Genomic DNA, 23,827 nt, shown 5'->3' with positions numbered 1-23,827 from the left:
TCCGGACAGACCGCCCCGCCGAAGGAGTCGCAGACGTGACCACCGCCCCCCGCCCGCTGAACACCGGCAGCCACGACCTGCCCGTCTCCGCAGCCCTTGACGCCTTCATGGGCACCGGCTGGGCCCCCACCTCGCTGCCCGCGAGCGACCGGGTGCCCGGCTACGCCGCGATGCCCGGCCGCCGGGCCCGGCTCGCCGCCGCCTTCCCCGGCGAGCGGCTGATCGTCCCGGCCGGGCAGCTCAAGGTGCGCAGCCACGACTGCGACTACCGGTTCCGCCCGCACAGCGCGTACGCCTGGCTCACCGGTCTGACCGGCGAGGAGCAGGTCGGCCACGTGCTGGTGGTCGAGCCGAACGGCGAGCCGGTGCTCTACCTGCGCCCGCGCTCGCCGCGCGGCGGCGGCAGCCAGTACGGCTCCGAGTTCTTCCGCGACCGCCGCTACGGCGAGTTCTGGGTCGGCCGCCGTCCCGACCTGGCCGAGGCCGAGCAGCTCACCGGCATCCGCACCGCCCACCTGGACGACCTGGAGAAGCTGCTGACCGGCAGTCAGCCCGTCACCCGGCTGCTCGGCGGGTCCGACCCGGTGCTGGAGGCGCTGCTGCCCACCGCCGTCGACACCGCGCTCGGCACCACCCTCTCCGAGCTGCGGCTGGTCAAGGACGCCTGGGAGGTCGAGCAGCTCCAGCTCTCCGTCGACGCCACCACCGCCGGCTTCGAGGACGTGATCCGCGCGCTGCCCGCCGCCTTCCGGCACGGCCGGGGCGAGCGCTGGCTGGAGGGCACCTTCAACCTGCGGGCCCGCGCCGAGGGCAACGGCACCGGCTACGAGACCATCGTCGCCTCCGGCGCGCATGCCTGCGTGCTGCACTGGATCCGCAACGACGGCGCGCTGGACCCCTCGAAGCTGCTGCTGCTGGACGCGGGCGTGGAGGTCGACTCGCTCTACACCGCGGACATCACCCGCACCATCCCGCTCAGCGGCACCTTCTCCCCCGTCCAGCGCCAGGTCTACGAACTCGTCCTGGCCGCCCAGGAGGCGGGCATCGCCACCCTGCGCCCCGGTGCCAGCTTCCGGGACTTCCACCGGGCCGGCATGCGGGTGATCGCCGAGGGCCTGGCCGACTGGGGCGTGCTCAAGATCTCCGCCGAGGAGGCCCTCCAGGAGGACAGCGGCCTGTTCCGCCGCTACACCCTCTGCTCCAGCGGCCACATGCTCGGCCTCGACGTGCACGACTGTGCCAAGGCCCGCGCCGAGACCTACCTCGACGGCATCCTGGAGGAGGGCCAGGTGCTCACCGTGGAGCCCGGCCTCTACCTCCAGCCCGACGACGAGACCCTTCCCGCCGAACTCCGCGGCATCGGCGCCCGGGTCGAGGACGACCTGGTGATCACCGCCGACGGCGCCCGCCTGATGTCCGGCGCGCTCCCCCGCACCGTCGCGGGCATCGAGGAGTGGATGGGCAACCTGCTCGGCTGACCACCCGTCAGGCGGGGGCGGGCCGGTCGGGCCCGTCCCCGCCCCGGGTGACGACGGGTGCTACCGCGCGGCGGCGGCCTCGGCGAGCAGTTCGGCGGTCAGCCCGGCGGCCGGGCCGGTACGGGCCCGGCGGTGGCCGGTACCGGCCCAGAGGTGCATCGCCGTCAGGTCACCCCGGCGGGTGGCGGCGGCGCGCAGCGGCCTGGTGAGGTGGTGCACCTCGGGATAGCCGACCGGAGCGTACGGCTCGTACCGGTCGATGAAGGCGTTGCGCAGACCCCGGGCCGGGCGGCCGGTGAAGGCCCGGGTCACGGTGGTGCCGTCCCGGTGGGTGAGCAGGGCGTCCTGGTGGTGGGGGTCGGCTCCGGACTCGTCGGTGCGCAGGTACGCCGTGCCGAGCTGGGCCGCGCTCGCGCCCGCGCGCAGGGCTGCGGCGATCCCGGCACCGTCCGTCAGCCCGCCCGCGGCGATCAGCGGCAGCGCGGTCACCGCCCGTACGGCGGCCAGCAGTTCGGGCAGCGGGCTGGTGGACGGCACCGCCGACTAACGGTGGGTGCCCCGGTGGCCGCCGGCCTCCGGGCCCTGCACACAGAGCGCGTCCAGGCCGAGCAGCGTGGCGGCCCTGGCCTCCGCCGGGGTGGTGACGGTGCCGATCTGGTAGCTGCCCACCGCGCGGAGCGCGGCGGCCTCGGCGGCCGAGGGCAGCCCGAAGGTGTACGAGAGCACCGGCACCGGATCGGCGAGCAGCAGCTCCAGCTTGGCCTCCCAGTCGTCCCGGTCCGGGCCGATCCGCTCGGGCAGCTCGACGCCGTGCCGGACGGCCTCGGGCCGCAGCAGCTCCCGGTAGGCGGCCACCGCCGCCGGATCGGCGGGCGCCTCCGGGACGAAGAGGTTCACCCCGAACGGACGGTCCGTCAGCTTCCCGGTCGCACCGATCACGGCGGCCAGCGCGGCCGCACCCAGATAGCCCGCAGGCAGCAGACCGAGCCCGCCGCCCTCGTTCACCGCCGCCACCAGCTCGGGGGTGGTGGCGCCGCCGGCCATCGGCGCGGCCATGATCACGGGCAGCTTCATCGGGACCCTCCGGTGCGGTCGGCGGTGCGGGCCAGCGCGATCCGTCCGGCGGTGCAGCCCGCCAGCCGGAGGGCCGCGTCGGCGATCGCGGGGGCCACCTCGGCGGCGGTGCGGGCCGGGTGCTCCCTGGCCACGGCCACCCCGCCCTCGACCAGGCCGAGCAGCAGGTCGGTCCGCAGCTCCCGGTCCGACGGCAGGTCGGCGGCCTGGCCCAGCCGGGCCAGCAGCTCGCCGTAGACGGCCCGCAGCTCCGCCCTGGTCCGGCGGAAGTCCAGGAACCGGTCGCCCCGCACCTCGGGCAGCTGGTAGAGCGCACCGAGGTTGTAGAGCCCGCCGAACAGCAGCTCGGAGTCGTACCTGGCCAGCCGCCAGAGCGCGGCGGCCGGGTCGAGCCCGGGGTCGGCGAGCAGCGTCCGGCCTAAGGCGAGCGAGGGTTCGACCGTGCTCTCCAGCAGCGTGGCGAGCAGGTCCTCCTTGCGGGCGAAGTAGTGGTACATCGACGCCTGCCGCAGCCCCGCCAGCTCGGCCACCGCTCTGGTGGTGGTCGCGGCGTACCCGTTCCGGGTGAACAGCGCGGCGGCGGCCGCCAACACCTGCTCCCGGCCGGACAGTTCGCTGTTCGACGGCCCGGCGGCACGCGGCCGCCCCACCCGGGGCCTCGGGAACGCGGTACCTGACACCTCGTGATCATCGCACAGCACGTTCCCGCGGCGGCCGTCCTCAGGCTCTCCGGCTCAGGCTCGCTGCCTCAGGCCGGCCGGATCAGCCCGCTGGTCAGGCCCGAGGCGATCGCGGCCGTCCGGCTGTCGACGCCGAGCTTGTCGTAGATGTGCACCAGGTGGGTCTTGACCGTCGCCTCGCTGATGAACAGCCGCTTGGAGATCTGCTTGTTGGCCAGCCCGAGCGCCAGCAGCTGGAGGATCTCCGCCTCGCGCGGCGACAGCGTCGGCCGCCCGGCCCGCACCCGCCCGAGCAGCCGGGCCGCGACCGGCGGCGCCAGCACCGTCTCGCCCCGGGCGGCGGCCCGGACCGCCGCCGCCACCTCCTCCGGCGGGGCGTCCTTGAGCAGATAGCCCGTCGCACCCGCCTCGACCGCCGCCAGGATGTCGGCGTCGGTGCTGTAGGTGGTGAGGATCAGCACGGCGGGCGGATCGGGCAGCGCGGTAATCCGCCGGGTGGCCTCCACCCCGTGCATCCCGGCGCCCATCTGAAGGTCCATCAGCACCACGTCGGGGCGCTGCGCCAGCTCCGCCAGCACCCGCAGCGCCTCCGCACCGTCGGCCGCCTCGCCCACCGCCTCCAGCTCGGGCAGGTCGTCCACCATCGCGCGCAGCCCGCGCCGCACCACCGGGTGGTCGTCCACCAACAGCACCCGGATCACTGCGCACCAGCCTCCGTCAGCACGGCCTCGGCCGTCTCGATCGTCCGCAGCGGCAGCGAGACCGCCACCACCGTCCCCTCGCCCGGCGCCGACTCCACCGTCAGTCGGCCGCCCAGTGCCGCGATCCGCTCGCGCATCCCGTGCAGGCCGAACCGCCGGCCCTCACCCGAGGGCAGCGCGAGCGGGTCGAAGCCCACCCCGTCGTCGAAGACGTCCAGGGTCACCTCGTCGTCCAGGTAGGTCAGTGTCACGGCCACCGCCTCGGCCCGGGCGTGCCGGGCCGCGTTGGCCAGCGCCTCCTGGGTCAGCCGGAGCAGCGCGACCTCCGCCTCCACCGGCAGCGGGTACGGCTCGCCGTCCAGGTGGAACACCACGCTCTGGGTATCGGCCAGCCGCCGCAGCGCCTCGGTCAGCGTCACCCCGTCCAGCGCGGGCGGGGTGAGCGCGTGCACGAACCGGCGGGCCTCCGCGAGATTGGCCGAGGCCGTCCGCCCGACCTCGGCGATCCGCTCCCGGGCCGCGCCCGGGTCGGCCGGCAGCGCCGACTCCGCCGAGCGGGCCAGCAGCACGATGCTGGACAGCCCCTGCGCCAGGGTGTCGTGGATCTCCCGGGCCAGCCGCTGACGCTCCGCCAGCCGGCCCGCCTCGCGCTGGGTGGCGGCCAGCTCGTCCCTGGCCCGGACCAGGTCGTCGATCAGCCGCTGACGCTCCCGGCTCTCCCGGTACAGCGCCGCGTAGCCGTACGCGGTGAGCAGCGCGACCACCGCGCCCGCCACCGGACCGAGCACCTTCGCGGTGGTCAGCCCGCCCGTGGTGCCCGCCTGCGCGGCCACCACCACCACGGTCAGCGCACCCACGGCGGCCACGCCCCAGCGCACCGGCAGCAGGTGCAGACAGACGAAGTACAGCGGGAAGGCCAGATAACAGAACTCGGGGTGCCGGAGCGTCAGACCGATCCAGAGCAGCAGCACCGCGCCGAACCAGAGCCCCGCCCACAGCCGGGTGGTGCGCACCGGCGCGAGAGCGCCGCCGCTCAGATAGACCGCCGCAAGCAGTATCGCGGTGAGCAGCGCCGCCGGCCCGAGCCCGCCGTCGGCCACGCCCCGGGCGACCAGCACCACCAGCAGGGCCACGAAAAGGCCGTGCAGGGCGAGGTTCATCAGCCGCAGCGCGGGCGTGTTCCCGGAGTGGCCGGGCGGTTCGGTACTGGTCACGCCTTCCGAGAGTACGGGGTGCGGGGCCCCGGCCCGGCCGCCACGGCATCAACCGTTCGATGTATTCCTGGCTGCATCCCCCGCACGAGTGGAGCCCCCCTCCTCTCCCTGATGGAATCGGGGCCGCGCGCCGACAGGGTGGAGGAGTCTCAGAAAATCTCCGTACCGGGAAGGCCACCGTGTTCGTCGCACTCCGTGACATCCGCTTCGCCAAGGGGCGGTTCGCCCTGATGGGGGCGGTGGTCACCTTGATAACCACCCTGGTCGTCTTCCTCTACGGGCTGACCGGCGGGCTCGCCTCCGCCGCCTCCTCCACCATCGCCGACCTGCCGGCCGACCAGATCGTCTTCGGCGCCCCCGCCGGGGCCACGCCGACGGTCTCGTTCAGCAGCAGCACCGTGTCGTCCGACCAGGCCGCGGCCTTCGCCGCCGCCCCGGGCGTCGAGTCGGTACAGCCGCTGGGCATCTCGATGACCCGGCTGACCGCCAGCGACACGGCCGCCTCGGTCAGCGTGGTCGGGGCCCCGGCCGGGCTGCTGCCCCCGCTGGAGTCCGGCACCGCCCCGACGGACGGTCAGATCGCGGTCGGTGCCGACACCGCCGCCGAGTACCACCTGACGGTCGGTGAGCAGGTCAAGGTCGGCCCGCGCACGGTCACCGTCTCCGGCCTGACCGCCGAGCGCTCCTACAGTCACGCCCCCACGGTGTGGACCACGGTCGCCACCTGGGAGCAGGTCAGCAGCCAGACCCAGCCGACCGCCCTCGCCCTGACCACCTCGGGTGCGGACCTCGGCGCGCTGGACGCGGCGCAGGGCACCGACACCGTCTCGCTCGGCGACTCGCTGGCCGGGATCAACGGGTACTCCGCCGAGCAGGGCAGCCTGCAGATGATCCAGGGCTTCCTGTTCGCGGTCAGCGCGCTGGTGGTCGGGGCCTTCTTCACGGTCTGGACGGTCCAGCGCAAGCCCGACATCGCGGTGCTCAAGGCGGTCGGCGCGAGCAGTGGCTACCTGGTCCGGGACGCGCTGGCGCAGGCCGCCGCCGTGCTGCTCGGCGGTGCGCTGCTGGGCGGCGCGATCGGCGGGGTGGGCGGGCTGCTGGCCGCCGCCAGCGTCCCGTTCGACGTCAGCCCGGCGAGTGTGGGCATCCCGGTCGCGGTGATGGTCCTGCTCGGCCTGCTCGGCGCCGCGCTCGCCGTCCGCCGCATCACCTCCGTCGACCCGCTGGCCGCGCTTGGAGCCAACCGATGACCACCACCGTCCAGTCCACCCGTACCGGCCTCGCCCTGCGCGACGTCACCCTCACCTACCCCGACGGCGAAGCCCGGCTGACCGCCCTCGACCAGGTCTCGCTCTCGGTCGCGCCCGGTGAGTTCACGGCGGTGGCCGGGCCCTCCGGCTCCGGCAAGTCCTCGCTGCTGGCGGTGGCCGCGACCCTGCTCCGCCCGGACAGCGGCTCGGTGCTGATCGACGGTCAGGAGGTCGGCGCACTGGGCGAGAAGGCCCGCTCGGCGCTGCGCCGGGAGCGGCTCGGCATCGTCTTCCAGCAGTCCAACCTGCTCGCCTCGCTGACGGCGGTGGAGCAGCTGCTGGTCCTGGAGTCGGTCCGTGGCGGCAAGCCCCGGGCCGCCCGCGAGCGGGCCGAGGCGCTGCTCGCCTCGGTCGGCCTGGACGCCTCCAAGCAGCGCCGCCGCCCGCACCAGCTCTCCGGCGGCGAGCGCCAGCGGGTCAACATCGCCCGCGCCCTCTTCGGCGATCCCTCCGTCCTGCTGGTCGACGAGCCCACCTCGGCCCTGGACCACGAACGCGGCGCCCAGATCGTCGACCTGCTCGCCACCATCACCCGCGAGCACCGCACCGCCACGGTGACGGTCACCCACGACCGCGACCTGCTGAGGGCGGGGCGATTCTCCCGAACGGGCAGGACCGGCTCAGGACACCGGGTGGCGGTCCGCGAGGTCGCCGTAGCCGCCGGCCTGCCAGATGCGGCGGCGGAACTCCTGGAGGGTGAGGGAGTAGGCAGGGTCGGTCGGGGTGGGCGGGAAGTGGGCGGTACCGCAGCGGGCGCAGTACCAGGCGGTGGCCCAGAGCTCCTCGGCAGCCGGGCGGCCGGCCAGCCGGGTACGGGTCGCCGCGCCGCGACGGACGACCGTGGTGAACAAGAGCACCGCCGCGAGCAGGGCGAAGCCCGAGATCCAGCCGAGGAAGGCCAGGTCGGGGAGGTGCGGCGGCGACGGAGCAACGGAGCTCGACCAGCTGCCATAGGCCGAAACCCCGAACCGGTCGTCCGGGGCGGGGTCGGCGGAGAACCAGTGCCCGGCGAGTGCGCCACCGAGGAACGTGCCGATGGCGACCAACACGGCGAACCCTCCGAGGAATCCGATCCCCGCGGTCTTCACCGCCGATCCCACCGTCAGGCTCTGCGGCACCGGCGAGAGCGCGTCCGAGACCCCCGTGGTCACCGTCCTGGTGACGGTGGTCGAACGGCCTTCGCTGTCCCGGCCGGGCACCAGGATGCGGTCCCGTCCGGCCAGGTAGACGGCCGGGACGCCCTTGACCTGGTCCGCCAGGCCACAGCTCGGACAGGGCTCCAGGGTGTGCCCGGGTCTGCGGTCGTTGGTCTCGCTCATCAGTTCCCCCCATGGGCCCGGTCGGGTGATCCAACCGGTGCTCGTCTGCGCAGACGCGGCGGCGCCCGCGCCGGTTGCACGCCGACGGGCCGCCGGCCCGCAGTGCGGTCCGACGGCCCGTCAGGGTGGAGCGGTCAGCGCGCGCCGAGGCGCAGCGCCGGCTGCTCGGCCGCTGCGGCCTCCACGCCGGCCGCCCAGAGCGAGCGGACGTGGCCGAGGTGTTCGGCCATGCAGGTCTCGGCGGCCTCGGCGTTGCCCGCGATCATCAGGTCGAGCAGGGTGAGGTGCTCCTCGGCGGAGGAGACCAGCTCGCCGCGCTGGTCCAGGCGGTTGAGGCCGTAGAGGCGGGACCGCTTGCGGAGGTCACCGACCACGTCGACCAGCCGGGCGTTCCCCGCCAGGCCGAGCAGCGAGAGGTGGAACTGGCGGTCCGCCTCCAGGTAGCCGATCAGGTCGTGCTTGCGGGCGGCCGCGACGATGGCGTGCGCCTCGGGGCGGAGCGCTTCGAGCTGGTCCCGGTCGGCGGTGCGGGTGACCCGGCCGATGGTGGGGACCTCGATCAGGGCGCGGATCTCGGTGTAGTCGTCGAGGTCGCGCTCGGTCAGCTCGGTGACCCGGAAGCCCTTGTTACGGACCGCCTCGACCAGGCCCTCGCGGGCCAGGTCGAGCATCGCCTCCCGGACGGGGGTGGCGGAGACACCGAAGTCGGCGGCCAGCGCGGGCGCCGAGTAGACGACGCCCGGGCGGAGTTCGCCGGAGATCAGGGCAGCCCGAAGGGCGTGGGCGACCTGGTCGCGCAGGCGCTCCTGGACGGAGATGAGGGCGCGGGGCTTGAGGTCCGCCATGGTGTTCCTCCGGGTGGCTAAGCAGGACACCATTGTACAATGTCACGTTACGTTGATTTGTAAAACAATTCAGGCAGAAATACCGACCTCGTACTGTGCCGCCGCCACCGCGAGGTCCTGCCAGGCCATCCCGACGCTCTTGAAGAACCGCGGACGATCCGTGGGTACAACTGCCTTGCCGTTGACCAATTCTGACAGGTTAGCAAGCCTGGATCCGGCCACACCAGGAATCAGCAGGTCGCCTGCCTCCCGGAGCGCCACCGAGCGCGCCTCCACGTACAGCGCCGCCCGCTCGACCAGCACCGTGTCGACCTCGCGGGCCGTCGGTTCGTGCGAGCCCACCGCCGCCACCGCAGCGTGGTCCGGCACCAGCGCACCGTCGAACAGCGGCTCCCGCGCCGTGGTGCAGCAGACCACCAGATCGGCCTCGGCCACCGCCCCGGCGTCGCCCGCCACCGCGTCGAGGCCGAGCCCCTGGGCGTACGTCACCAGGGCGACCACCGGCTCGACCGATCGGCCGACCACGGTGACCCGGGTCAGCGGCCGGATCGCCAGCAGCGCGTCCAGGTGCGCGTACGCCTGCGGCCCGGAGCCGAACAGCACCAGGTGCGAGGCGTCCGGCGCGGCCAGCAGGCGCAGCGCGAGCGCGGTGACGGCCGGGGTGCGCAGCGAGGTGAGCGCGATGCCGTCGAGCAGCGCGAGCGGCTGCAGGGTCGGCCCGTCCAGCAGCAGGTAGCTGCCGGTGATCCGGGGCAGGCCCCGGGCCGCGTTGGCCGGGACCACGCCCGCGATCTTCACCCCCGCGTACGCGGTGTCGGCGGCCGGCATCAGCAGCAACTCGCCCGCCGGGACGGGGATGTTGCTGCGGGCCGGGCACTCCTCCGGGTCGAGACCCTTGAGCAGTACGGCGGCCAGCGCGTCGACGGCCTGGCCGGGGGTGAGGGTGAGCGGGAGCTGAGCGATGGCCATCAGAGCAGGAACCCCGTCCCGAGAGAGTCGGCCGGGTCGAGCAGGAAGCGGTGCTCGCCGGTGCGGTGGGCGGTGCCGGTGACCTCGGTGATCCATCCGTCGCGGTGCTCCGCGGCGAGCCGCCCGGTGAACACGCTACCGATGATCGACTCGTGCCGCAGTTCCTCACCCGTCGTCAGACGGCCCTCGGCGGCCAGCAGGGCGAGTCGGGCCGAGCTGCCGGAGCCGCACGGCGAGCGGTCGATCTGGCCGTCCGCGAAGACGGTGACGTTGCGCTGGTTGGGGCCTGACGGGGTGTCCGGCAGCTCCTCGTACAGGATCACGCCGTAGACCCCGGAGAGCAGCGGGTCCGAGGGGTGCCTGGTGGCGGGCTCGTCGGCCAGTGCGGCCCTGATCTCCCGGCCCAGTGCGGTGAGTTCGGGCAGCGAGGCGGTGTCGACGGTCAGCCCGAGGTCGGCCGCCCGGACCGAGGCGTAGCAGGCGCCGGAGTGCGCCAGGCCGACCGCGACCGTCCCGCGCGAGGTGGGCACGGCCAGCTTCTGGGCGGTGACGGCGGTGGGCACGTTCCGGAAGGTGACCCCGGTGGTCCGGCCGTCGGTGCGGTGCACGGCGGCGCTCACCCGGCCTGACGGTACGTCGATCCGGACCCGGACGGTGCCGTCCGCCGGGGCGGCCACCAGACCGGAGTCGACCGCCCAGGCGCCGAGCGCGATGGTGCCGTGGCCACAGGCGGTGGAGTAGCCGTCCTTGTGCCAGAACAGCACCCCGAGGTGGGCCTCGCTGTCGTCGGCCGGGACCACGAACCCGCCGTACATCCCGGCGTGCCCGCGCGGCTCGCGGGTGAGCAGCCGGCGGATGTCGTCCAGCGCGCTGGGGCGCGGGTCGGTCGCCGTGCCACCGGCACCGAGCGCGATGGCGCGGCGCTCGGCGACGGTGTCGCCGGGGATCGGCGGCAGCCCGGCGGTGACGATCCGGAACGGCTCACCGGCGGTGTGGTAGTCGACCGTGTGGACCGGCGTCAGCGCGCTCATCGCGGCGAACCGGCGGGCAGCAGGGTCACGGTGCGCTCGGCGGTGTAGAAGTCGAGCACGGCCTGGCCCTGCTCGCGCGGGCCGTAGCCGGCACCCTTGGCACCGCTGAACGGGACGTGGAAGTCCACGCCGCTGGACGGCGCGTTGACCCGGACCATGCCCGCGTCGAGGCGGTCGGCGGCGGCCAGCGCGGTGTCCAGGTCCCGGGTGTGCACCGAGGTGGAGAGGCTGTGCCGGGTGTCGTTGGCGACCGCGATCGCCTCGTCCAGGTCGGCGGCGCGCAGCAGCACGGCCACCGGGCCGAAGAACTCCTCGGTCCGCAGCGGGTGTTCGGCCGGGACCTCCTCGAGCAGGGTCGGCTCGATGAACCAGCCGTCGCGCTCGATCCGGCTGCCGCCCGCGAGCGCGGTGGCCCCGGCGGCGACGGCGCTGTCCACGGCCTCGGTCAGGCGCTCCAGCGCGGGCTTGTTGATCACCGGGCCGCAGACCTCGGTCAGCGCGCCCGGCTCGGCGATCGCGGCCAGCGCCTTGCCGAGCGCGGCGGCCAGCGGCTCGTACGCGTCGCCGACGGCGATCACCCGGCTGGTGGCGGTGCACTTCTGCCCCGCGTACCCGGCGATCGCGGCGGCCAGGTGGGCGGCGGCCTGGGCGATGTCGGCGTCCGGCAGCACGATCGCGGCGTTCAGGCCGCCCATCTCGGCCTGCACCGGGATGCCGCGCTCGGTGGTCGCGGCGACCACGGCCCGGCCGACGGCGGTGGAGCCGGTGAACGAGACCACGTCGGAGGCGGCGACCAGCGCCGCGCCCTCCTCGGCTCCACCCGGGACGACGGTCAGCACGCCCTCGGGCAGGCCCGCGAGTTCGGCCAGCCGCAGGGCACACGCGGTGCCCTCGGGGGCGGGCTTGAGGACGACGGTGTTGCCGACCGCGAGGGCCGGGGCGGCCTTCCAGGTCGGGATGGCGAGCGGGAAGTTCCACGGGGTGATCAGCCCGGCCACACCGTACGGGCGACGGCGGGTCAGCAGCAGGCCCTCGCCGGCGGCGGGCTCGTGCACGGCACCTGACGCGGCGTAGGGCGCCTGCGCGTAGTAGCGCCAGATCGCCACCGTACGGGCCACCTCGCCGCGGGCCTCGGCGAGCGGCTTGCCGACCTCACGGACGATCAGCGCGGCCAGCTCGGCGGCGTTCGCCTCGACGGCGTCGGCGGCGCGGCCCAGGGCGGCGGAGCGGCCACCCGCACCGAGGGCCAGCCAGCCGGACTGGGCGGCGCGGGCCTGGGCGACGGCTTGGGTCGTGCCCGGGCCTCCGGCGGCTTCGACCTCGATCACGAGGTCGCTCGGGTTGGCGGGGTTGTACGAGCTGATCACGGAAAACCTTTCAGCGGACGCCCAGTTGGCACACGCCAGGGGCTCGGGGAACTGCGAGGAGATCTGGCGCCGGGGTCACTGCGAAGGTCGGCGTCGCCCACGCGGCGGAGCCGCACGTCAGCAGAGCCCCGAGCCCCTGGATAGTGCAACTCGTTCAGAGCAGGAAGCCTGCGGGGAACGGGTCGGTCGGGTCGAGGAAGTACTGCGCCGTGCCGGTGATCCAGGCGCGGCCGGTGACGGTGGGGACCACGGCGGGCAGGCCGGCCACCGTGGTCTCCTCGACCAGGCGGCCGGTGAACGAGGTGCCGATGAAGGAGTCGTTCTGGAAGTCCTGGTGCAGCGGGAGTTCGCCGCGGGCGTGCAGCTGGGCCATCCGTGCCGAGGTGCCGGTGCCGCACGGGGAGCGGTCGAACCAGCCGGGGTGGATGGCCATCGCGTGCCGGGAGTGGGCGGCGGTCGAGCCGGGGGCGAGCAGCTGCACGTGGTGGCAGCTGTGGATGGACGGGTTCTCCGGGTGGACCGGGCGGTCGGCCGCGTTGATGGCGTCCATCAGGGCGAGCCCGGCGTCCAGGATCTCCTGCTTGCGCTCCCGCTCGAACGGGATACCGAACTCGGCCAGCGGCAGGATCGCGTAGAAGTTGCCGCCGTACGCCAGGTCGTAGCCGACCGTGCCGTAGCCCGGGACCTCGATCTTCTGGTCGAGGGCGACCGAGTACGAGGGCACGTTACGGATCGTCACGGCCTTGGCCGCGCCGTCCTGGACGTGCACGTCGGCGATCACCAGTCCGGCGGGGGTGTCGAGCCGGACCGTGGTGACCGGCTCCACCACGTCGACCATGCCGGTCTCCACCAGCACGGTGGCGACCCCGATGGTGCCGTGGCCGCACATCGGCAGCAGGCCGGAGACCTCGATGTAGAGCACGCCGAAGTCGGCGTCAGGACGGGTCGGCGGCTGGAGGATCGCGCCGCTCATCGCCGCGTGGCCGCGCGGCTCGTACATCAGCAGGGTGCGGAAGTGGTCCAGGTGCTCCTGGAAGTGCACCCGGCGCTCGGCCATGGTGGCGCCCGGGATGACACCGAAGCCGCCGGTGATCACTCGGGTCGGCATGCCCTCGGTGTGCGAGTCGACGGCGTGGAAGACGTGACGGCTGCGCATGGATTCGGTCCCCTCGGTGGGAGGGCCGGCTGCCCCCGCAGCCGGCCACTGGCATTTCCTCGGTTGACGTACGGTCAGACCAGACCGTCGGCGAGGGCCTTCTCGGTCGCGGCACGGACGGCCGCCTCGATCTCCGGGGTGAGCGGGAAGCGCGGCGGACGGACCGGACCGCCGGGGCGGCCTGCGATGTCCATCGACAGCTTGATGGCCTGGACGAACTCGGTCTTGGAGTCCCAGCGCAGCAGCGAGTGCAGCGAGCGGTACAGCGGCACCGCGGTCTCCAGGTCACCGGCGACGGCGGCCCGGAACAGCTTGGCACTGGCCTGCGGCAGCGCGTTCGGGTACCCGGCGATCCAGCCCACCGCACCGCCGAGCGCCAGCTCGAGCAGCACGTCGTCGGCGCCGATCAGCAGGTCGAGGTCGGGCGCCAGCTCGGCGATCTGGTAGGCCCGGCGGACGTCGCCGCTGAACTCCTTGACGGCCACGATCGAACCGTCGGTGTGCAGCTGGGCGAGCAGCTCGGGGACCAGGTCGACCTTGGTGTCGATCGGGTTGTTGTAGGCGACGATCGGCAGACCGGCCTGCGCCACCTCGGCGTAGTGGGCGCGGACGGCGGCGTGGTCGGCGCGGTAGGCGTTCGGCGGGAGCAGCAGGACCGAGCCTGCCCCGGCCTCGGCGGCCTGCTCGGCCCAGCGGCGGGACTCGGCGCTGCCGTAGGCGGCGACGCCGGGCATCACCCGCGAGCCGTCACCGGCGGCCTCGACCGCCGTGGTGACGACCTTGGCCCGCTCCTCGGCGGTGAGGGTCTGGTACTCGCCGAGCGAGCCGTTGGGGACGACGCCGTCGCAGCCGTTCGCGATCAGCCACTGGACGTGCTCGCCGTACGCGTCGTAGTCGACGGAGAGGTCGGCGCGCAGCGGGAGCGTGGTGGCGACCATGATGCCGCGCCAGGGACGGGTGGGCTCGTGCGTTGCGGACACGTGGACTACTCCTTGAAATGGTGAGGTGTGACATTTTATTAGATGGGAAGAGCGGACACAAGGGGGCACGGCGGACGGGCCGCGCCCCCGGGGGAATGCCTCTCGCGAGGCACTACGAACCGTCGGCCAACTGGGCCAGCGGGACGGGACAGGAGAGCGGCCGGGAGTCCGGGCGCAGTTCGGTGCTGCCGGACAGGCAGGCGACGGCGGGGCCGCACATCCGGCCCTGGCACCAGCCCATCCCGGCTCGGGTGAGGAGTTTGACGGTCCGTGGGTCGGTCGCGCCGAGCTCCTCGACGGCCTCCCGGACGGCGGCGACCGGGACTTCCTCGCAGCGGCAGACGTCGGTGTCGGGACGGAGCCAGTCCGTCCAGCCCGGGCCCGGGCGGTGCGCGGCGGCCATCAGCCCCGCGAAGGCCCGGCGCCGGTCCCGGCGGCGGCGCAGCGCGGCAGGCACCGGGGCGCCGGCGATCACCCGGGCCGCCAGCTCGCCCTCGGCGATCGCCAGGTCGGCCCCGCCGACACCGCAGGTCTCCCCCGCCGCCCAGAGGCCCGGCAGGCTGGTGCGCAGCCCGTCGTCGACCTTGAGCGCGACCGTCCGGTCGGCCGTCAGCACGGTCTCCGCGCCCAGCTCGGTGGCCAGTTCGATTTGCGGCAGCAGCCCGTGGCCGACCGCGAGCGCGTCGCAGTCGATCCGGCGCTCGGTGCCGGGCACCGGGCGCCACTCGGCGTCCAGCCGGGCCACCGTCACTCCGGTCACCCGGTCGGTGCCGTGCGCCTCGACCACCGCGCTGGAGCGCCGCAGCCGGACCTTGCCGCGCAGCAGCCGCGCGCCGTGCCCGGCGCCCTCGACCAGCTTCGCGGGGTTGGCCGCGAGCGTACCGAGCCCCCGGGCGTAGCCGAGGTAGTTGCCCGCCTCGACCACCGCGGGGACACTCGCCCCGGCGGAGACCAGCGAGGAGGCGGCGGCCAGCAGCAGCGGGCCGCTGCCCGCGACCACGATCCGGCGGCCGGGCAGCACCAGGCCGGCCTTGAGCATCGCCTGGGCGCCACCCGCGGTGACCACCCCGGGCAGCGTCCAGCCGGGGAAGGGCAGTTGACGCTCGTACGCGCCGGTGGCCAGCAGGACCGCCTTGGCCTCGACCACCGCGCTGCCGGTGGATCCGGCGCCGACGGTGGCGTGCAGGCGCCAGACCTCGCCCTGCTCGGCGGTCCAGACGTGGTGCTCCGTCAGGTGGGTGACCGTACTGGCGGCCAGCCGGCCGGTCAGCCCGGTGAAGGCGGACCAGCCGTGGTGCAGCCGCTCCGGGTGGGCGGCGCCCAGACCGGGCGCGGGGTGTCGGTAGTACTGGCCGCCGGGGCGCGGGCCCGCGTCCAGCAGGACGCAGCGCAGACCGAGCTCGGCGGCGGTGACGGCGGCGGCCAGCCCGGCCGGACCGGCCCCGATCACCGCGAGGTCGTACGGGGCAGAGGGGTCAGACGGCGAGGTCGGCACGGCCGTGGCCCTCCTGGGTGGTGACGGTGGTGCCGGGCTCGGCGGGCAGCAGGCAGGTGCGCTTACTGGCCTGGCCGTTGACGGTGGCCAGGCAGTCGTAGCAGGCGCCGATCCCGCAGAAGGCGCCGCGCGGGCGGCCGTTCACCCGGGTGGTGCGCCAGGCCAGGATGCCCTCGGCCCACAGCGCGGCGGCGATGCTCTGGCCGGGCAGGGCCGGGATCGGACGGCCGTCGAAGTCGATGGTGTGCCCGGGCTCGGGCCGTGCGCCGACCAGTTCGGCGGGGGTTCGGCGCATGGTGCGTCCTCTCCGGGGTTCGGCGTTCACGCGGCGGCGCCGTCGAAACGGTCGGCGCGGAACGGGGTGAGGTCGAGCTCGGGCCGTTCGCCGGTGAGCTGACGGGCGATCAGCAGACCGGTGGCGGGGGCCAGACCAATGCCCGCGCCCTCGTGGCCGCAGGCGTGGTAGAGGCCGGGCACCCGGGGGTCGGCGCCGATCGCGGGCAGGTGGTCCGGCAGGTAGGGGCGGAAGCCCCGGTAGGCGCGCTGGACCGCGACGGTGCGCAGCACCGGGAAGAGTGCGGCGGCGTTCGCGGCCAGCCGCTGGAGCACCTCCACCGAGAGGGTCCGGTCGAAGCCGACCCGCTCCCGGCTGGCGCCGATCAGGACCGGTCCGGCGGGGGTGCCCTCGACCACGGCGGAGGTCTGCAGGGCGGCCGAGCCGCTCGCCACGTCGGCCACGTAGTCGGCGGCGTAGACCTTGTGCCGGACGATCCTCGGCAGTGGCTCGGTGACCAGTACGAAGCCCCGGCGGGGCAGCACCGGCAGCGCCACCCCGGCCAGCGCGGCGAGGTCCCCGCCCCAGGTGCCGGCCGCGTTGATCACGGCGGGGGCGTCGATCCGGCCCCGGTCGGTGGTGACACCGAGCACCTCACCGGACGGACCGGTGCGGATCGCGGTGACGGTCTCACCGAGCCGGATCGACGCACCGGAAGCCCGCAGCAGGTGAGCGGCTGCCAGCGCGGGCTGGACCTGGGCGTCCTGCGAGTAGTGGAAGCCGCCGGCCAGGCCGGGGGCCAGGTGCGGCTCCAGCTCGGCCAGCCGGTCGCCGGGGATCTCGGTCGAGACCACCCCGGCCTTGGCCTGCTCGGCCGCGAAGGCCCGCAGCGCGGTCATCCCGGCCTCGGCCGAGGCGACCACCAGGCCGCCCTTGGCCTCGTACTCGATCCGCTCGCCCAGCTGCTCGGCGATGGTCTGCCAGAGGCCGGTGGAGAGCAGTGCCAGGTCGAGCTCCGGCCCCGGCTCCTTGTCGGAGACCAGCAGGTTCCCCTCGCCCGCACCGGTGGTACCGCCGGCCACCGGGCCGCGGTCGATCACGGTGACAGCGAGGCCGGCTCGGGCCGCGTAGTAGGCGCAGGCGGCACCGACCACACCGGCGCCGATCACCAGGACATCGTGGGGGGATCTCTTGGACACGTCAGTAATATGTCACATGGTTGTAGCGCTGCCAAGGCCGTGCACACGACAGAAAGGCCCCGACCGCTGGAAGGACCAGCAGGCCGGGGCCTTACGGATGACTGACAGTCTGTCAGGTGATGTCGTCCAGCTGCTCACGGCGCGCCGCCGGAACGGCCGTCGGCAGCTCCGGGGCGGCCGACGCCTCGATGCCCTCGACCGAGCCGACCTGGTCCACCGAGAGGTCCAGGTGCGAGGCCTCGTCCTCGTCCAGCCCGGCATCGGGGTTGCGCCGGGCCCGGCGGCGGTCGTTCAGCAGGGCCACCCCGACCGCAATGAAGTACAGCACGATGATCGGTGCGGCCAGACCCAGCATCGAGAGCGGGTCCGCGCTCGGGGTGGCGAAGGCCGCGAAGACCGTGATCGCCATGATCATTGCGCGCCACCAGCTGAGCAGTCGCTTGCCGCTGACCACCCCGACCAGGTTCAGCATCACCAGCAGCAGCGGGAACTCGAAGCCGAACCCGAAGACCAGCACCATCCTGGTGATGATGTCGAGGTAGTTCTCCACCGGCAGGATCGAGGTGACCCCGCTGGCGGTCAACGAGATCAGCATCTGTGCCGTCACCGGCATGATCACGTACGCCAGCGCGGCACCCGCCAGGAACAGCGGGGTGCCGAGGCCCAGGAAGGAGAGCGTGTACCGGCGCTCGTTCTGGTGCAGGCCCGGCGCGACGAACTTCCACAGCTGGTAGAGCCAGACCGGGGTGGAGACCACCACACCGGTCGTCAGGGCGACCTTGAGCAGCACCGTGAAGGGGCTCAGCAGACCGATGTTGGAGACCAGCGCGCAGTTCATGTCGCCCGGCAGCGGCTTGCCGTCCGGACCACAGACCGGCAGCGGCGCGATCAGGAAGTCGGTGATCTGCCGGTGGTAGAAGAACGCGACGATGGTGATCGCGATGATCGCCAGCAGCGACTTGACCAGCCGGTTACGGAGTTCCCGCAGGTGGTCGGCGAGCGCCATCCGGCCTTCGGGGTCCTTGGCCGACTTCACGGCCTTCTCGGACTTGCTCAACCTCGGTCCTCAACTCGTGCGGTCTGGCCGGGGGCGGACTTGATGACCCGTGGGGCCTCGATCGGGTCGGCCGCGCCCTCCTTGGCGGCGGCCACCGTCTCGTCCTTCAGCGCCTTGGTCTCGGCCTTGAGAATGCGCGCCGACTTCCCGAGCGACCGGGCCAGATCGGGCAGTCGCTTCGCGCCGAACAGCAGCAGGGCCAGGACGACGATGATCAGAATCGTGCCGATCCGCATGTGCGACCGCCTTTCTCCCAGGGGCAGCACTCCCCCACTCCGGGCGATGGTAGCCCCTGCGGGTGACCGAGCGGGAACGAGCCCCTAGGAAGGTTTCAACTGCGCAGCTGCGTCGGCCAGCGCCCGGGAGGCGCCGTCCACCTCACGGGCCAGCGATCTGACGTCCAGCCAGAGGCGGCAGGCCAGCGCGCCGAGGACCAGCAGCCCGGCGGTGGCCAGCAGGACGGCGGCGGTCATGGTCCACGGCACGGTGTCGGCTCCTATCCTTCGACCGGCAGCAGGCGCATGGTGCTGACCCCGGCCCTGGTCAACGCCGCCACGATGTTCTCACCTGCGGGCTTGCGCACCGAGGCGCCGCACTCCGGGCAGGTGAAGCTGTAGAAGGTGCGCTCCCGGGTGGCGCCGAGCGCCAGCCGGAAGCAGTCCGCCGCCAGCTCCACCTTCGCCCGGCAGGCCGAGCAGTAGACCTTGAATCTGGTGCCCTCGGCCACGGATCAGTCCCGGTACCCCTCAAGGGCGGCCAGGGCCGTGGCCCGGGCCGAGTCGGCCAGCTCGGCCGGCGAGACGATCCGGCCGTCCCGGCCGAGCCGCAGCGCCAGCGGCCGGAGCCCGGCCGGGTCGGCGCTGCGCAGGGTGATCCGCAGCCCGCCGTCCGGGAGTTCCTCGGCCGCGTCGTGGGTGTAGTACTCGGCCACCCAGCGACCGCCGGCCCCGACCTCGACCACCACCTCGGGGTCGTCGGCGGCCGGCGAGACCAGCCCGGCCGACAGGTCGCGCGGCTCCAGCCGGGGCGGGGCGGCGGGCTCGTCCAGCACCTTGATCTCGGCCACCCGGTCCAGCCGGAAGACCCGCCGGTCCTCGGAGGTCCGGCACCAGCCCTCGAGGTAGGTGTGCCCCTCGGTGACCAGCCGGATCGGGTCCACCAGACGCTCCGTCATACCGCCGCGCCCGTGCGACCAGTAGCGCAGCCAGATCAGCCGGCCCTCGCTCAGCGCGCGGTCGATGTCGGCGAAGACCTGGCCCTCGGCCTCGAAGGTCACCCCGACCCGGGCGCTGGACTCGGCGCTGTCACCGGCCGCGTCCTCGATCTTGGCCACCGCCCTGGTGAGCGCCTGCCGGTCCCGCTCCCGCAGGCCCGGCAGCCCGGCCACCGCACGGGCGGCCACCAGCAGCGCGGTCGCCTCGTCGGCGGCCAGGCGCAGCGGCTGGGCCACGTCGTCGACGTTGTGCCACCAGATCCGCTCGCCGTCGGTGTCGATGTCCAGCAGGTCGCCGCCGCGGAAGCTGGTGCCGCACATCGGCAGCACGTTCAGGTCGTTGATCAGCTCCCGCTCGGTGATCCCGAACGCCCGGGCCACCTCGGCCACCTCCGCGCCGGGGCGCTCGCGCAGGTAGGTGACCAGCGACAGCATCCGCCGGGTCTGGTCGATCGCGTTGCTCACTGCTGGTGCCCCTCCGGTGCGAGGCCGGCCACCGCGCGCAGCCGGTCGATGACGTCTGCCCGCAGCTCCTCGGGCCCCAGCACCACCAGGTCCGGGCCGAACTCGGCCAGGTCGGCGGCCAGGCCGTTGCCGTACGGGATCTCCAGCTCGTCCCAGCCGCCGGTCAGCTCGGTGACCTTGAGCGCCTTGGTACGGAGCGGGAAGCCCGCGCCCTGGCGCAGCCGGACGGTGGCGCTGGCGGTCGCACCCTCGCCGGCGAACCGGGCCACCACCGCGCGGACGTCCACGTGCTCGGGGACGGCGCCGGTGAACTGCCCGGCCCGGGAGCGCACCTTGCCGGTGATCCGGCTGAGCCGGAACACCCGGGCGGCCTCCCGGTCCCGGTCCCAGCCGGCCAGGTACCAGTGGCCGCGCCAGCACTCCAGCGCCCACGGCTCCACCGCGCGCTGCTCGGCGGCGGAGGCACCGGCCTTGCGGTACTCGAAAGTGACGGGCCGTCGGTCCCGGGCGGCGGTCAGCAGCGGCTCGAAGGCCGCCTCGCGGGCCGGGATCCGCGGCTCCAGCGCACTGTGCTCGCGCTCCTCGGTTATCGGCATCCCGCCGGCCCGCAGCTTCTGCAGTGCACCGCTGGCGGCACCGGACATCTTGGCCTGCTGCCAGACCCGGGCGGCCAGTGTCAGCGCGGCCGCCTCCTCAGCGTCCAGGGCGATCTCCGGCAGCCGGTTGCGGTCCCGGCGGGCCAGGTAGCCGACCTCGCCGTCCAGCGCGTTCTCGTCGACGTCGATGACCAGGCCGAGCTCGCGCAGGTCGTCCTTGTCGCGCTCGAACATCCGGTTGAAGGCCTCTTCGCTGCCCTGCTGCCAGGCCTCGCGGTACGCCTCGACGGACTCCCGGAGCTCCTTCTTGGAGAGCGGACGTCTGGTGTTCATCAGGCACAGGGCGAGGTTCATCAGCCGCTCTGCCTTGGCGATCGCCATCGCGGACCTTTCCGGTAACTGGGGTGCATCGTGCTGGGTGCATCGTGATCCGCGGACGACCGTACCGGTAGCGGGTTTTTCTGCACTGGGTGACGAACTGTCAGACGCCGAGCAGGTCGACCACGAAGATCAGGGTCGAGTTCGCCGGGATCAGCGGGCTCGGCGACTGGGCGCCGTAGGCCTTGTTCGGCGGGATGATCAGCTCGCGCCGACCGCCGACCTTCATGCCCTGGACGCCCTCGTCCCAGCCCTTGATGACCCGGCCGCCGCCCAGCGGGAAGCTGAACGTCTGGCCACGGTTCCAGGAGGCGTCGAACTCCTCGCCGGTGGAGAACGTCACGCCCACGTAGTGGACCTTGACGTTGGCGCCGGCCTTGGCCTCGGCACCGTCACCCACGATGATGTCGCGGATCTGCAGCTCGGTCGGCGCGTCGCCGACGGGGAAGTCGATCTCCGGCTTCTCAAGGCTCACAACAAAGCTCTTCTCGTTCGGTGATGTAACGGGACTACGTTACGCGACGGGCCCGGTGCTAGTCGGCCGCGCCGACACCCGCGTCCAGAATGTCGATCACGAAGACCAGCGTCGAGTTGGCCGGGATCTTCTCCGAGGCCTTGTCGCCGTAGCCGAGGGCGGGCGGGATGACGACCTCGATCCGGCTGCCGATGGTCTGGCCGGTGACCGCCTTGTCCCAGCCCTCGATGACGCCGCCGCCACCGGTGGCGAAGCTGAACGCCTGCCCGCGCTCCAGCGAGGAGTCGAACTGCTTTCCGTCGGCGTACAGCACGCCGGTGTACTGGACGACGACCTTCTCGCCGGACTCGATCTTGCGGCCCTTGCCCGCGATCAGCACCGAGGTCTTCAGCTCGGTCGGCGCCGCGACGCCGGGCACCGGGGTGATGGTGGCCGGCTTCTTGCCGTTGTCCTTCACCTTGGGCATGCCCTCGGCGGGCTCGGCCACGTCACCGCTGACGGTGGCGTCCGGCGCGGTGGCCTGCTTGATGTCGATCACGAAGACCAGGTTGTCCGCGGCCCCGACACCCATCTGCGGGTTGCCCTGCGGGCCGAAGGCGGCGGCCGGCGGAGCGATCACCAGCACCCGGCTGCCGGCCGCGTGACCGGTCACCGCGTCGTCCAGCGCCGGGATCAGCTTGCCGCCGCCGGCCTGGAACAGCTGCGGCTTGTTCTGGTCGAAGGAGCTGGCCAGGTCCTTGCCGGTGGTCCAGTCCTTGCTGGTGAAGTCGGCGGTGACCCAGTTGCCCTTGCCGACCTTCGGGCCGGTGCCCTCGATCAGGGTCTTGACCACGAAGTTGCCGTCGGCCGCCTCCTTGGGCAGCTCGATGACGGCCTTCTTGCCCAGCTCGCCGGTGACCGTCGGCAGCACCTTGGCGTCCGTCTTGATCGGCGGCACCGGGTCCTGGGTCGGGGTGGCCGGGCTGGTCGGGGCCGCGTCGGCGGCCGGCTTCTTGCTGTCCGGCTTGTTCACCACGTACAGCGTCACGCCGCTGCCGACCAGCAGCACCGCGAGCACCGTGCCGAGGATCACGCCGAGCCGGCCCACCGAGCCGGGGTTCTCGTCGTAGCCGGCCTCCGAGAGGTCCTTCTTGCGCACGTTGGACGCGAAGACCTGCGGAGTCTCGTCCTTGCTCTCGCCGCTCTCGGCCCGCCTGGCCTCGGCCTGACCCCAGCCGGCCTGCTGCTTCAGAATGGCGGGCGGGACGACGATCGACTCGCCGTCTCCGGGCAGTGGCCCACCGGGCCGTGCGGCCGCCGGGTCGGCCACCGCTCCGTCGTTCGCGCCACCGGCACTCTTGTCAGTCATGACTCCCCATCCATCTCGCCGCGCCGCGCCCTCACCGGGTCCTGACGGACTCCTGCCACAGTGCGCGACAGTATGTCAGGTGTAGGTGAGGGCGCGGTAAGAGGCCGGACGTGGTGGCTGTCCGCAAATACCTCAGACGGCCTCGAGGATGTCGATCACGAAGACCAGGGTCGAGTTCGCCGGGACGGAGGACTGCGCCTTGTCCCCGTAGCCGAGCGACGGCGGGACCACCAGCTCCACCCGGCTGCCCACGGTCTGGCCGACCAGGCCCTGGTCCCAGCCCTTGATCAGGCTGCCGGTGCCGACCTGCAGCGCCTGCGCCCCGCCGTGGCTCCAGGAGGAGTCGAACTGCTTCCCGTCGGCCCACAGCACGCCGGTGTACTGGACCACCAGGGTCTGCCCCGACTGCACCGGCTTGCCGTCGCCCTTCACCAGCACGAAGGTCTTCAGGTCGGTCGGCGGCGCGGGCGGCCCGGCCGGGATGGTGATGGTCGGCGCGGCCTTGCCGTTGTCCTTGACCTGCGGCATGTCGGCCGGCGGCTGGGTGATCGCGCCGCCGATGGTGGAGTCCGGCGGCAGGCTCTCGATGATGTCGAGCACGAAGACCACGGTGTCACCCGCGCCCACCCCGAGATCGGCGTTGCCCTGGCTGCCGAAAGCGGCGGCCGGCGGGGCCACCACCAGCAGCCGGCTGCCGACCTTCTTGCCCAGCACGCTCTGGTCGAAGGCGGGTACCAGCTGACCGCTGCCCGCCTGGTAGAGCTGCGGCTTGCTGCCGGCGTCGTAGGAGCTGGCGAGGTCCTTGCCGGTGGTCCAGTCCTTGGCGGTGTAGCTGACGGTCACCCAGTCGTTCTTGGCGACCGTGGCGCCGTCCCCCTCGGTCACCGTGTTCACCACGAACTGGCCGCTCGGCTGGTCGGCCGGGAGGGTGATGGTGGCCTTGCTGCCGAAGCTCCCCGCCACGGTGGGCATCGGCGAGGCCGAAGCCACCGGGCTCGGCACCGCCGTGGCGGAGGCCGAGGAGGTCGTGGACGCCCCCGAGGAGGGCGACCCGTCGCTGCTGCACGCGGGGAGCAGGACGAGCGGCAGGACGGCGAGCAGACCGGCGATACGACGCACGGTATTCCTAACTGTCGGTCAAGTACGAGGCGCTACAAGCTCGCCCGACAGCGTACGGCCCGATCTGCTCCCCACCTCGGAGGC

General features: G+C 73.4%; 24 protein-coding genes and 2 pseudogenes. 3 read left to right on the top strand and 23 right to left on the bottom strand.

Annotated features, from left to right (window positions below; translation table 11 throughout):
• The first annotated feature begins 35 nt into the window (after positions 1-35).
• A complete protein-coding gene (locus ACXJMZ_RS22315) occupies positions 36-1,478 on the top strand; it encodes an aminopeptidase P family protein (RefSeq protein ID WP_457031826.1) in 1,443 nt (480 codons plus the stop codon).
• Between the two features lie 60 nt (positions 1,479-1,538).
• Here ACXJMZ_RS22315 and ACXJMZ_RS22310 read toward each other — a convergent pair.
• The 4 genes and pseudogenes from ACXJMZ_RS22310 to ACXJMZ_RS22295 form a co-directional block, all read right to left on the bottom strand.
• Positions 1,539-2,534, bottom strand: a pseudogene (locus tag ACXJMZ_RS22310) (nitronate monooxygenase).
• A gap of 14 nt (positions 2,535-2,548) precedes the next feature.
• Positions 2,549-3,232, bottom strand: a complete 684-nt coding sequence (locus ACXJMZ_RS22305; RefSeq protein ID WP_457031825.1) for a TetR/AcrR family transcriptional regulator — start codon at positions 3,230-3,232, stop codon at positions 2,549-2,551.
• A gap of 68 nt (positions 3,233-3,300) precedes the next feature.
• Entirely contained in the window at positions 3,301-3,933 is a 633-nt protein-coding gene (locus ACXJMZ_RS22300) for a response regulator (RefSeq protein ID WP_057228404.1), read from the bottom strand.
• Positions 3,930-5,147 (bottom strand): sensor histidine kinase, encoded by a 1,218-nt coding sequence (locus ACXJMZ_RS22295; protein WP_457031824.1) that lies wholly within the window; start codon positions 5,145-5,147, stop codon positions 3,930-3,932. Before ACXJMZ_RS22295 ends, ACXJMZ_RS22300 begins: the two co-directional genes overlap by 4 nt.
• A 179-nt stretch (positions 5,148-5,326) precedes the next feature.
• Here ACXJMZ_RS22295 and ACXJMZ_RS22290 point away from each other — a divergent pair, with 179 nt between their 5' ends.
• Positions 5,327-6,397 (top strand): FtsX-like permease family protein, encoded by a 1,071-nt coding sequence (locus ACXJMZ_RS22290; protein ID WP_457031823.1) that lies wholly within the window; start codon positions 5,327-5,329, stop codon positions 6,395-6,397.
• Positions 6,394-7,065, top strand: a pseudogene (locus ACXJMZ_RS22285) (ABC transporter ATP-binding protein); the annotation flags it as partial. The gene ACXJMZ_RS22290 and the pseudogene ACXJMZ_RS22285, both read left to right, overlap by 4 nt.
• A gap of 12 nt (positions 7,066-7,077) precedes the next feature.
• Here the strand turns inward: ACXJMZ_RS22285 and ACXJMZ_RS22280 are convergent.
• The 19 genes from ACXJMZ_RS22280 to ACXJMZ_RS22190 all read right to left on the bottom strand — a co-directional run bounded on the left by ACXJMZ_RS22280 (position 7,078) and on the right by ACXJMZ_RS22190 (position 23,743).
• Positions 7,078-7,776 (bottom strand): hypothetical protein, encoded by a 699-nt coding sequence (locus ACXJMZ_RS22280; RefSeq protein ID WP_457031903.1) that lies wholly within the window; start codon positions 7,774-7,776, stop codon positions 7,078-7,080.
• 134 nt (positions 7,777-7,910) lie between these two features.
• The gene (locus tag ACXJMZ_RS22275) at positions 7,911-8,621 is read right to left on the bottom strand and encodes a GntR family transcriptional regulator (RefSeq protein WP_057228410.1); all 711 of its coding nucleotides are present in this window, start codon (positions 8,619-8,621) and stop codon (positions 7,911-7,913) included.
• A 69-nt stretch (positions 8,622-8,690) separates the two neighbouring features.
• Positions 8,691-9,590: an ornithine cyclodeaminase family protein gene (locus ACXJMZ_RS22270; RefSeq protein WP_457031822.1), complete on the bottom strand. Its 900-nt coding sequence runs from the start codon at positions 9,588-9,590 to the stop codon at positions 8,691-8,693.
• Positions 9,590-10,621 carry a proline racemase family protein gene (locus tag ACXJMZ_RS22265; RefSeq protein WP_457031821.1) on the bottom strand — a complete coding sequence of 344 codons (1,032 nt, stop codon included), beginning with the start codon at positions 10,619-10,621 and terminating at the stop codon, positions 9,590-9,592. The genes ACXJMZ_RS22270 and ACXJMZ_RS22265 overlap by 1 nt, the downstream gene beginning before the upstream one ends.
• Entirely contained in the window at positions 10,618-12,027 is a 1,410-nt protein-coding gene (locus tag ACXJMZ_RS22260; RefSeq protein WP_457031899.1) for an aldehyde dehydrogenase family protein, read from the bottom strand. Before ACXJMZ_RS22260 ends, ACXJMZ_RS22265 begins: the two co-directional genes overlap by 4 nt.
• A 115-nt stretch (positions 12,028-12,142) precedes the next feature.
• Positions 12,143-13,144, bottom strand: a complete 1,002-nt coding sequence (locus ACXJMZ_RS22255) for a proline racemase family protein (protein ID WP_457031820.1) — start codon at positions 13,142-13,144, stop codon at positions 12,143-12,145.
• A gap of 74 nt (positions 13,145-13,218) precedes the next feature.
• Entirely contained in the window at positions 13,219-14,082 is an 864-nt protein-coding gene (locus tag ACXJMZ_RS22250) for a dihydrodipicolinate synthase family protein (protein ID WP_457031898.1), read from the bottom strand.
• Between the two features lie 154 nt (positions 14,083-14,236).
• Positions 14,237-15,619 carry an FAD/NAD(P)-dependent oxidoreductase gene (locus ACXJMZ_RS22245; RefSeq protein ID WP_457031819.1) on the bottom strand — a complete coding sequence of 461 codons (1,383 nt, stop codon included), beginning with the start codon at positions 15,617-15,619 and terminating at the stop codon, positions 14,237-14,239.
• The gene (locus ACXJMZ_RS22240) at positions 15,600-15,914 is read right to left on the bottom strand and encodes a (2Fe-2S)-binding protein (RefSeq protein WP_457031818.1); all 315 of its coding nucleotides are present in this window, start codon (positions 15,912-15,914) and stop codon (positions 15,600-15,602) included. The genes ACXJMZ_RS22245 and ACXJMZ_RS22240 overlap by 20 nt, the downstream gene beginning before the upstream one ends.
• A gap of 26 nt (positions 15,915-15,940) precedes the next feature.
• Positions 15,941-17,092, bottom strand: coding sequence for an NAD(P)/FAD-dependent oxidoreductase (locus tag ACXJMZ_RS22235; RefSeq protein ID WP_457031817.1), 1,152 nt, complete (start codon positions 17,090-17,092; stop codon positions 15,941-15,943).
• Positions 17,093-17,204: 112 nt separating this feature from the next.
• Entirely contained in the window at positions 17,205-18,098 is an 894-nt protein-coding gene (gene tatC / locus ACXJMZ_RS22230; protein ID WP_457031897.1) for a twin-arginine translocase subunit TatC, read from the bottom strand.
• Positions 18,099-18,145: 47 nt separating this feature from the next.
• Positions 18,146-18,385 (bottom strand): Sec-independent protein translocase subunit TatA, encoded by a 240-nt coding sequence (gene tatA / locus ACXJMZ_RS22225; RefSeq protein WP_057228426.1) that lies wholly within the window; start codon positions 18,383-18,385, stop codon positions 18,146-18,148.
• A gap of 84 nt (positions 18,386-18,469) precedes the next feature.
• Positions 18,470-18,634 carry a hypothetical protein gene (locus ACXJMZ_RS22220; protein ID WP_457031816.1) on the bottom strand — a complete coding sequence of 55 codons (165 nt, stop codon included), beginning with the start codon at positions 18,632-18,634 and terminating at the stop codon, positions 18,470-18,472.
• Between the two features lie 11 nt (positions 18,635-18,645).
• Positions 18,646-18,876, bottom strand: a complete 231-nt coding sequence (locus ACXJMZ_RS22215; RefSeq protein ID WP_057228428.1) for a hypothetical protein — start codon at positions 18,874-18,876, stop codon at positions 18,646-18,648.
• A gap of 3 nt (positions 18,877-18,879) precedes the next feature.
• Positions 18,880-19,797 (bottom strand): helix-turn-helix transcriptional regulator, encoded by a 918-nt coding sequence (locus ACXJMZ_RS22210; RefSeq protein ID WP_057228511.1) that lies wholly within the window; start codon positions 19,795-19,797, stop codon positions 18,880-18,882.
• A gap of 26 nt (positions 19,798-19,823) precedes the next feature.
• Positions 19,824-20,804 carry a helix-turn-helix transcriptional regulator gene (locus tag ACXJMZ_RS22205; protein WP_457031815.1) on the bottom strand — a complete coding sequence of 327 codons (981 nt, stop codon included), beginning with the start codon at positions 20,802-20,804 and terminating at the stop codon, positions 19,824-19,826.
• Between the two features lie 100 nt (positions 20,805-20,904).
• Positions 20,905-21,276: an FKBP-type peptidyl-prolyl cis-trans isomerase gene (locus ACXJMZ_RS22200; RefSeq protein ID WP_457031814.1), complete on the bottom strand. Its 372-nt coding sequence runs from the start codon at positions 21,274-21,276 to the stop codon at positions 20,905-20,907.
• A 58-nt stretch (positions 21,277-21,334) separates the two neighbouring features.
• Positions 21,335-22,624 carry an FKBP-type peptidyl-prolyl cis-trans isomerase gene (locus ACXJMZ_RS22195; protein WP_457031813.1) on the bottom strand — a complete coding sequence of 430 codons (1,290 nt, stop codon included), beginning with the start codon at positions 22,622-22,624 and terminating at the stop codon, positions 21,335-21,337.
• A 132-nt stretch (positions 22,625-22,756) separates the two neighbouring features.
• A complete protein-coding gene (locus tag ACXJMZ_RS22190; protein WP_457031812.1) occupies positions 22,757-23,743 on the bottom strand; it encodes an FKBP-type peptidyl-prolyl cis-trans isomerase in 987 nt (328 codons plus the stop codon).
• Positions 23,744-23,827 lie beyond the last annotated feature (84 nt).

Source organism: Kitasatospora sp. P5_F3 (genome assembly GCF_054049135.1).
Note: the sequence above shows the minus strand (reverse complement) of the source record. Positions and strands in the feature narration are given on the sequence as shown.

Coding starts and splice junctions, on each gene's coding strand:
- ACXJMZ_RS22275 (WP_057228410.1), bottom strand. CDS start 8,621: ATGGCGGACCTCAAGCCCCGCGCCCTCATCTCCGTCCAGGAGCGCCTG.
- ACXJMZ_RS22210 (WP_057228511.1), bottom strand. CDS start 19,797: ATGCTGTCGCTGGTCACCTACCTGCGCGAGCGCCCCGGCGCGGAGGTG.
- ACXJMZ_RS22280 (WP_457031903.1), bottom strand. CDS start 7,776: ATGAGCGAGACCAACGACCGCAGACCCGGGCACACCCTGGAGCCCTGT.
- ACXJMZ_RS22195 (WP_457031813.1), bottom strand. CDS start 22,624: ATGACTGACAAGAGTGCCGGTGGCGCGAACGACGGAGCGGTGGCCGAC.
- tatC (WP_457031897.1), bottom strand. CDS start 18,098: ATGGCGCTCGCCGACCACCTGCGGGAACTCCGTAACCGGCTGGTCAAG.
- tatA (WP_057228426.1), bottom strand. CDS start 18,385: ATGCGGATCGGCACGATTCTGATCATCGTCGTCCTGGCCCTGCTGCTG.
- ACXJMZ_RS22250 (WP_457031898.1), bottom strand. CDS start 14,082: ATGGTCGCCACCACGCTCCCGCTGCGCGCCGACCTCTCCGTCGACTAC.
- ACXJMZ_RS22255 (WP_457031820.1), bottom strand. CDS start 13,144: ATGCGCAGCCGTCACGTCTTCCACGCCGTCGACTCGCACACCGAGGGC.
- ACXJMZ_RS22265 (WP_457031821.1), bottom strand. CDS start 10,621: ATGAGCGCGCTGACGCCGGTCCACACGGTCGACTACCACACCGCCGGT.
- ACXJMZ_RS22240 (WP_457031818.1), bottom strand. CDS start 15,914: ATGCGCCGAACCCCCGCCGAACTGGTCGGCGCACGGCCCGAGCCCGGG.
- ACXJMZ_RS22205 (WP_457031815.1), bottom strand. CDS start 20,804: ATGGCGATCGCCAAGGCAGAGCGGCTGATGAACCTCGCCCTGTGCCTG.
- ACXJMZ_RS22270 (WP_457031822.1), bottom strand. CDS start 9,590: ATGGCCATCGCTCAGCTCCCGCTCACCCTCACCCCCGGCCAGGCCGTC.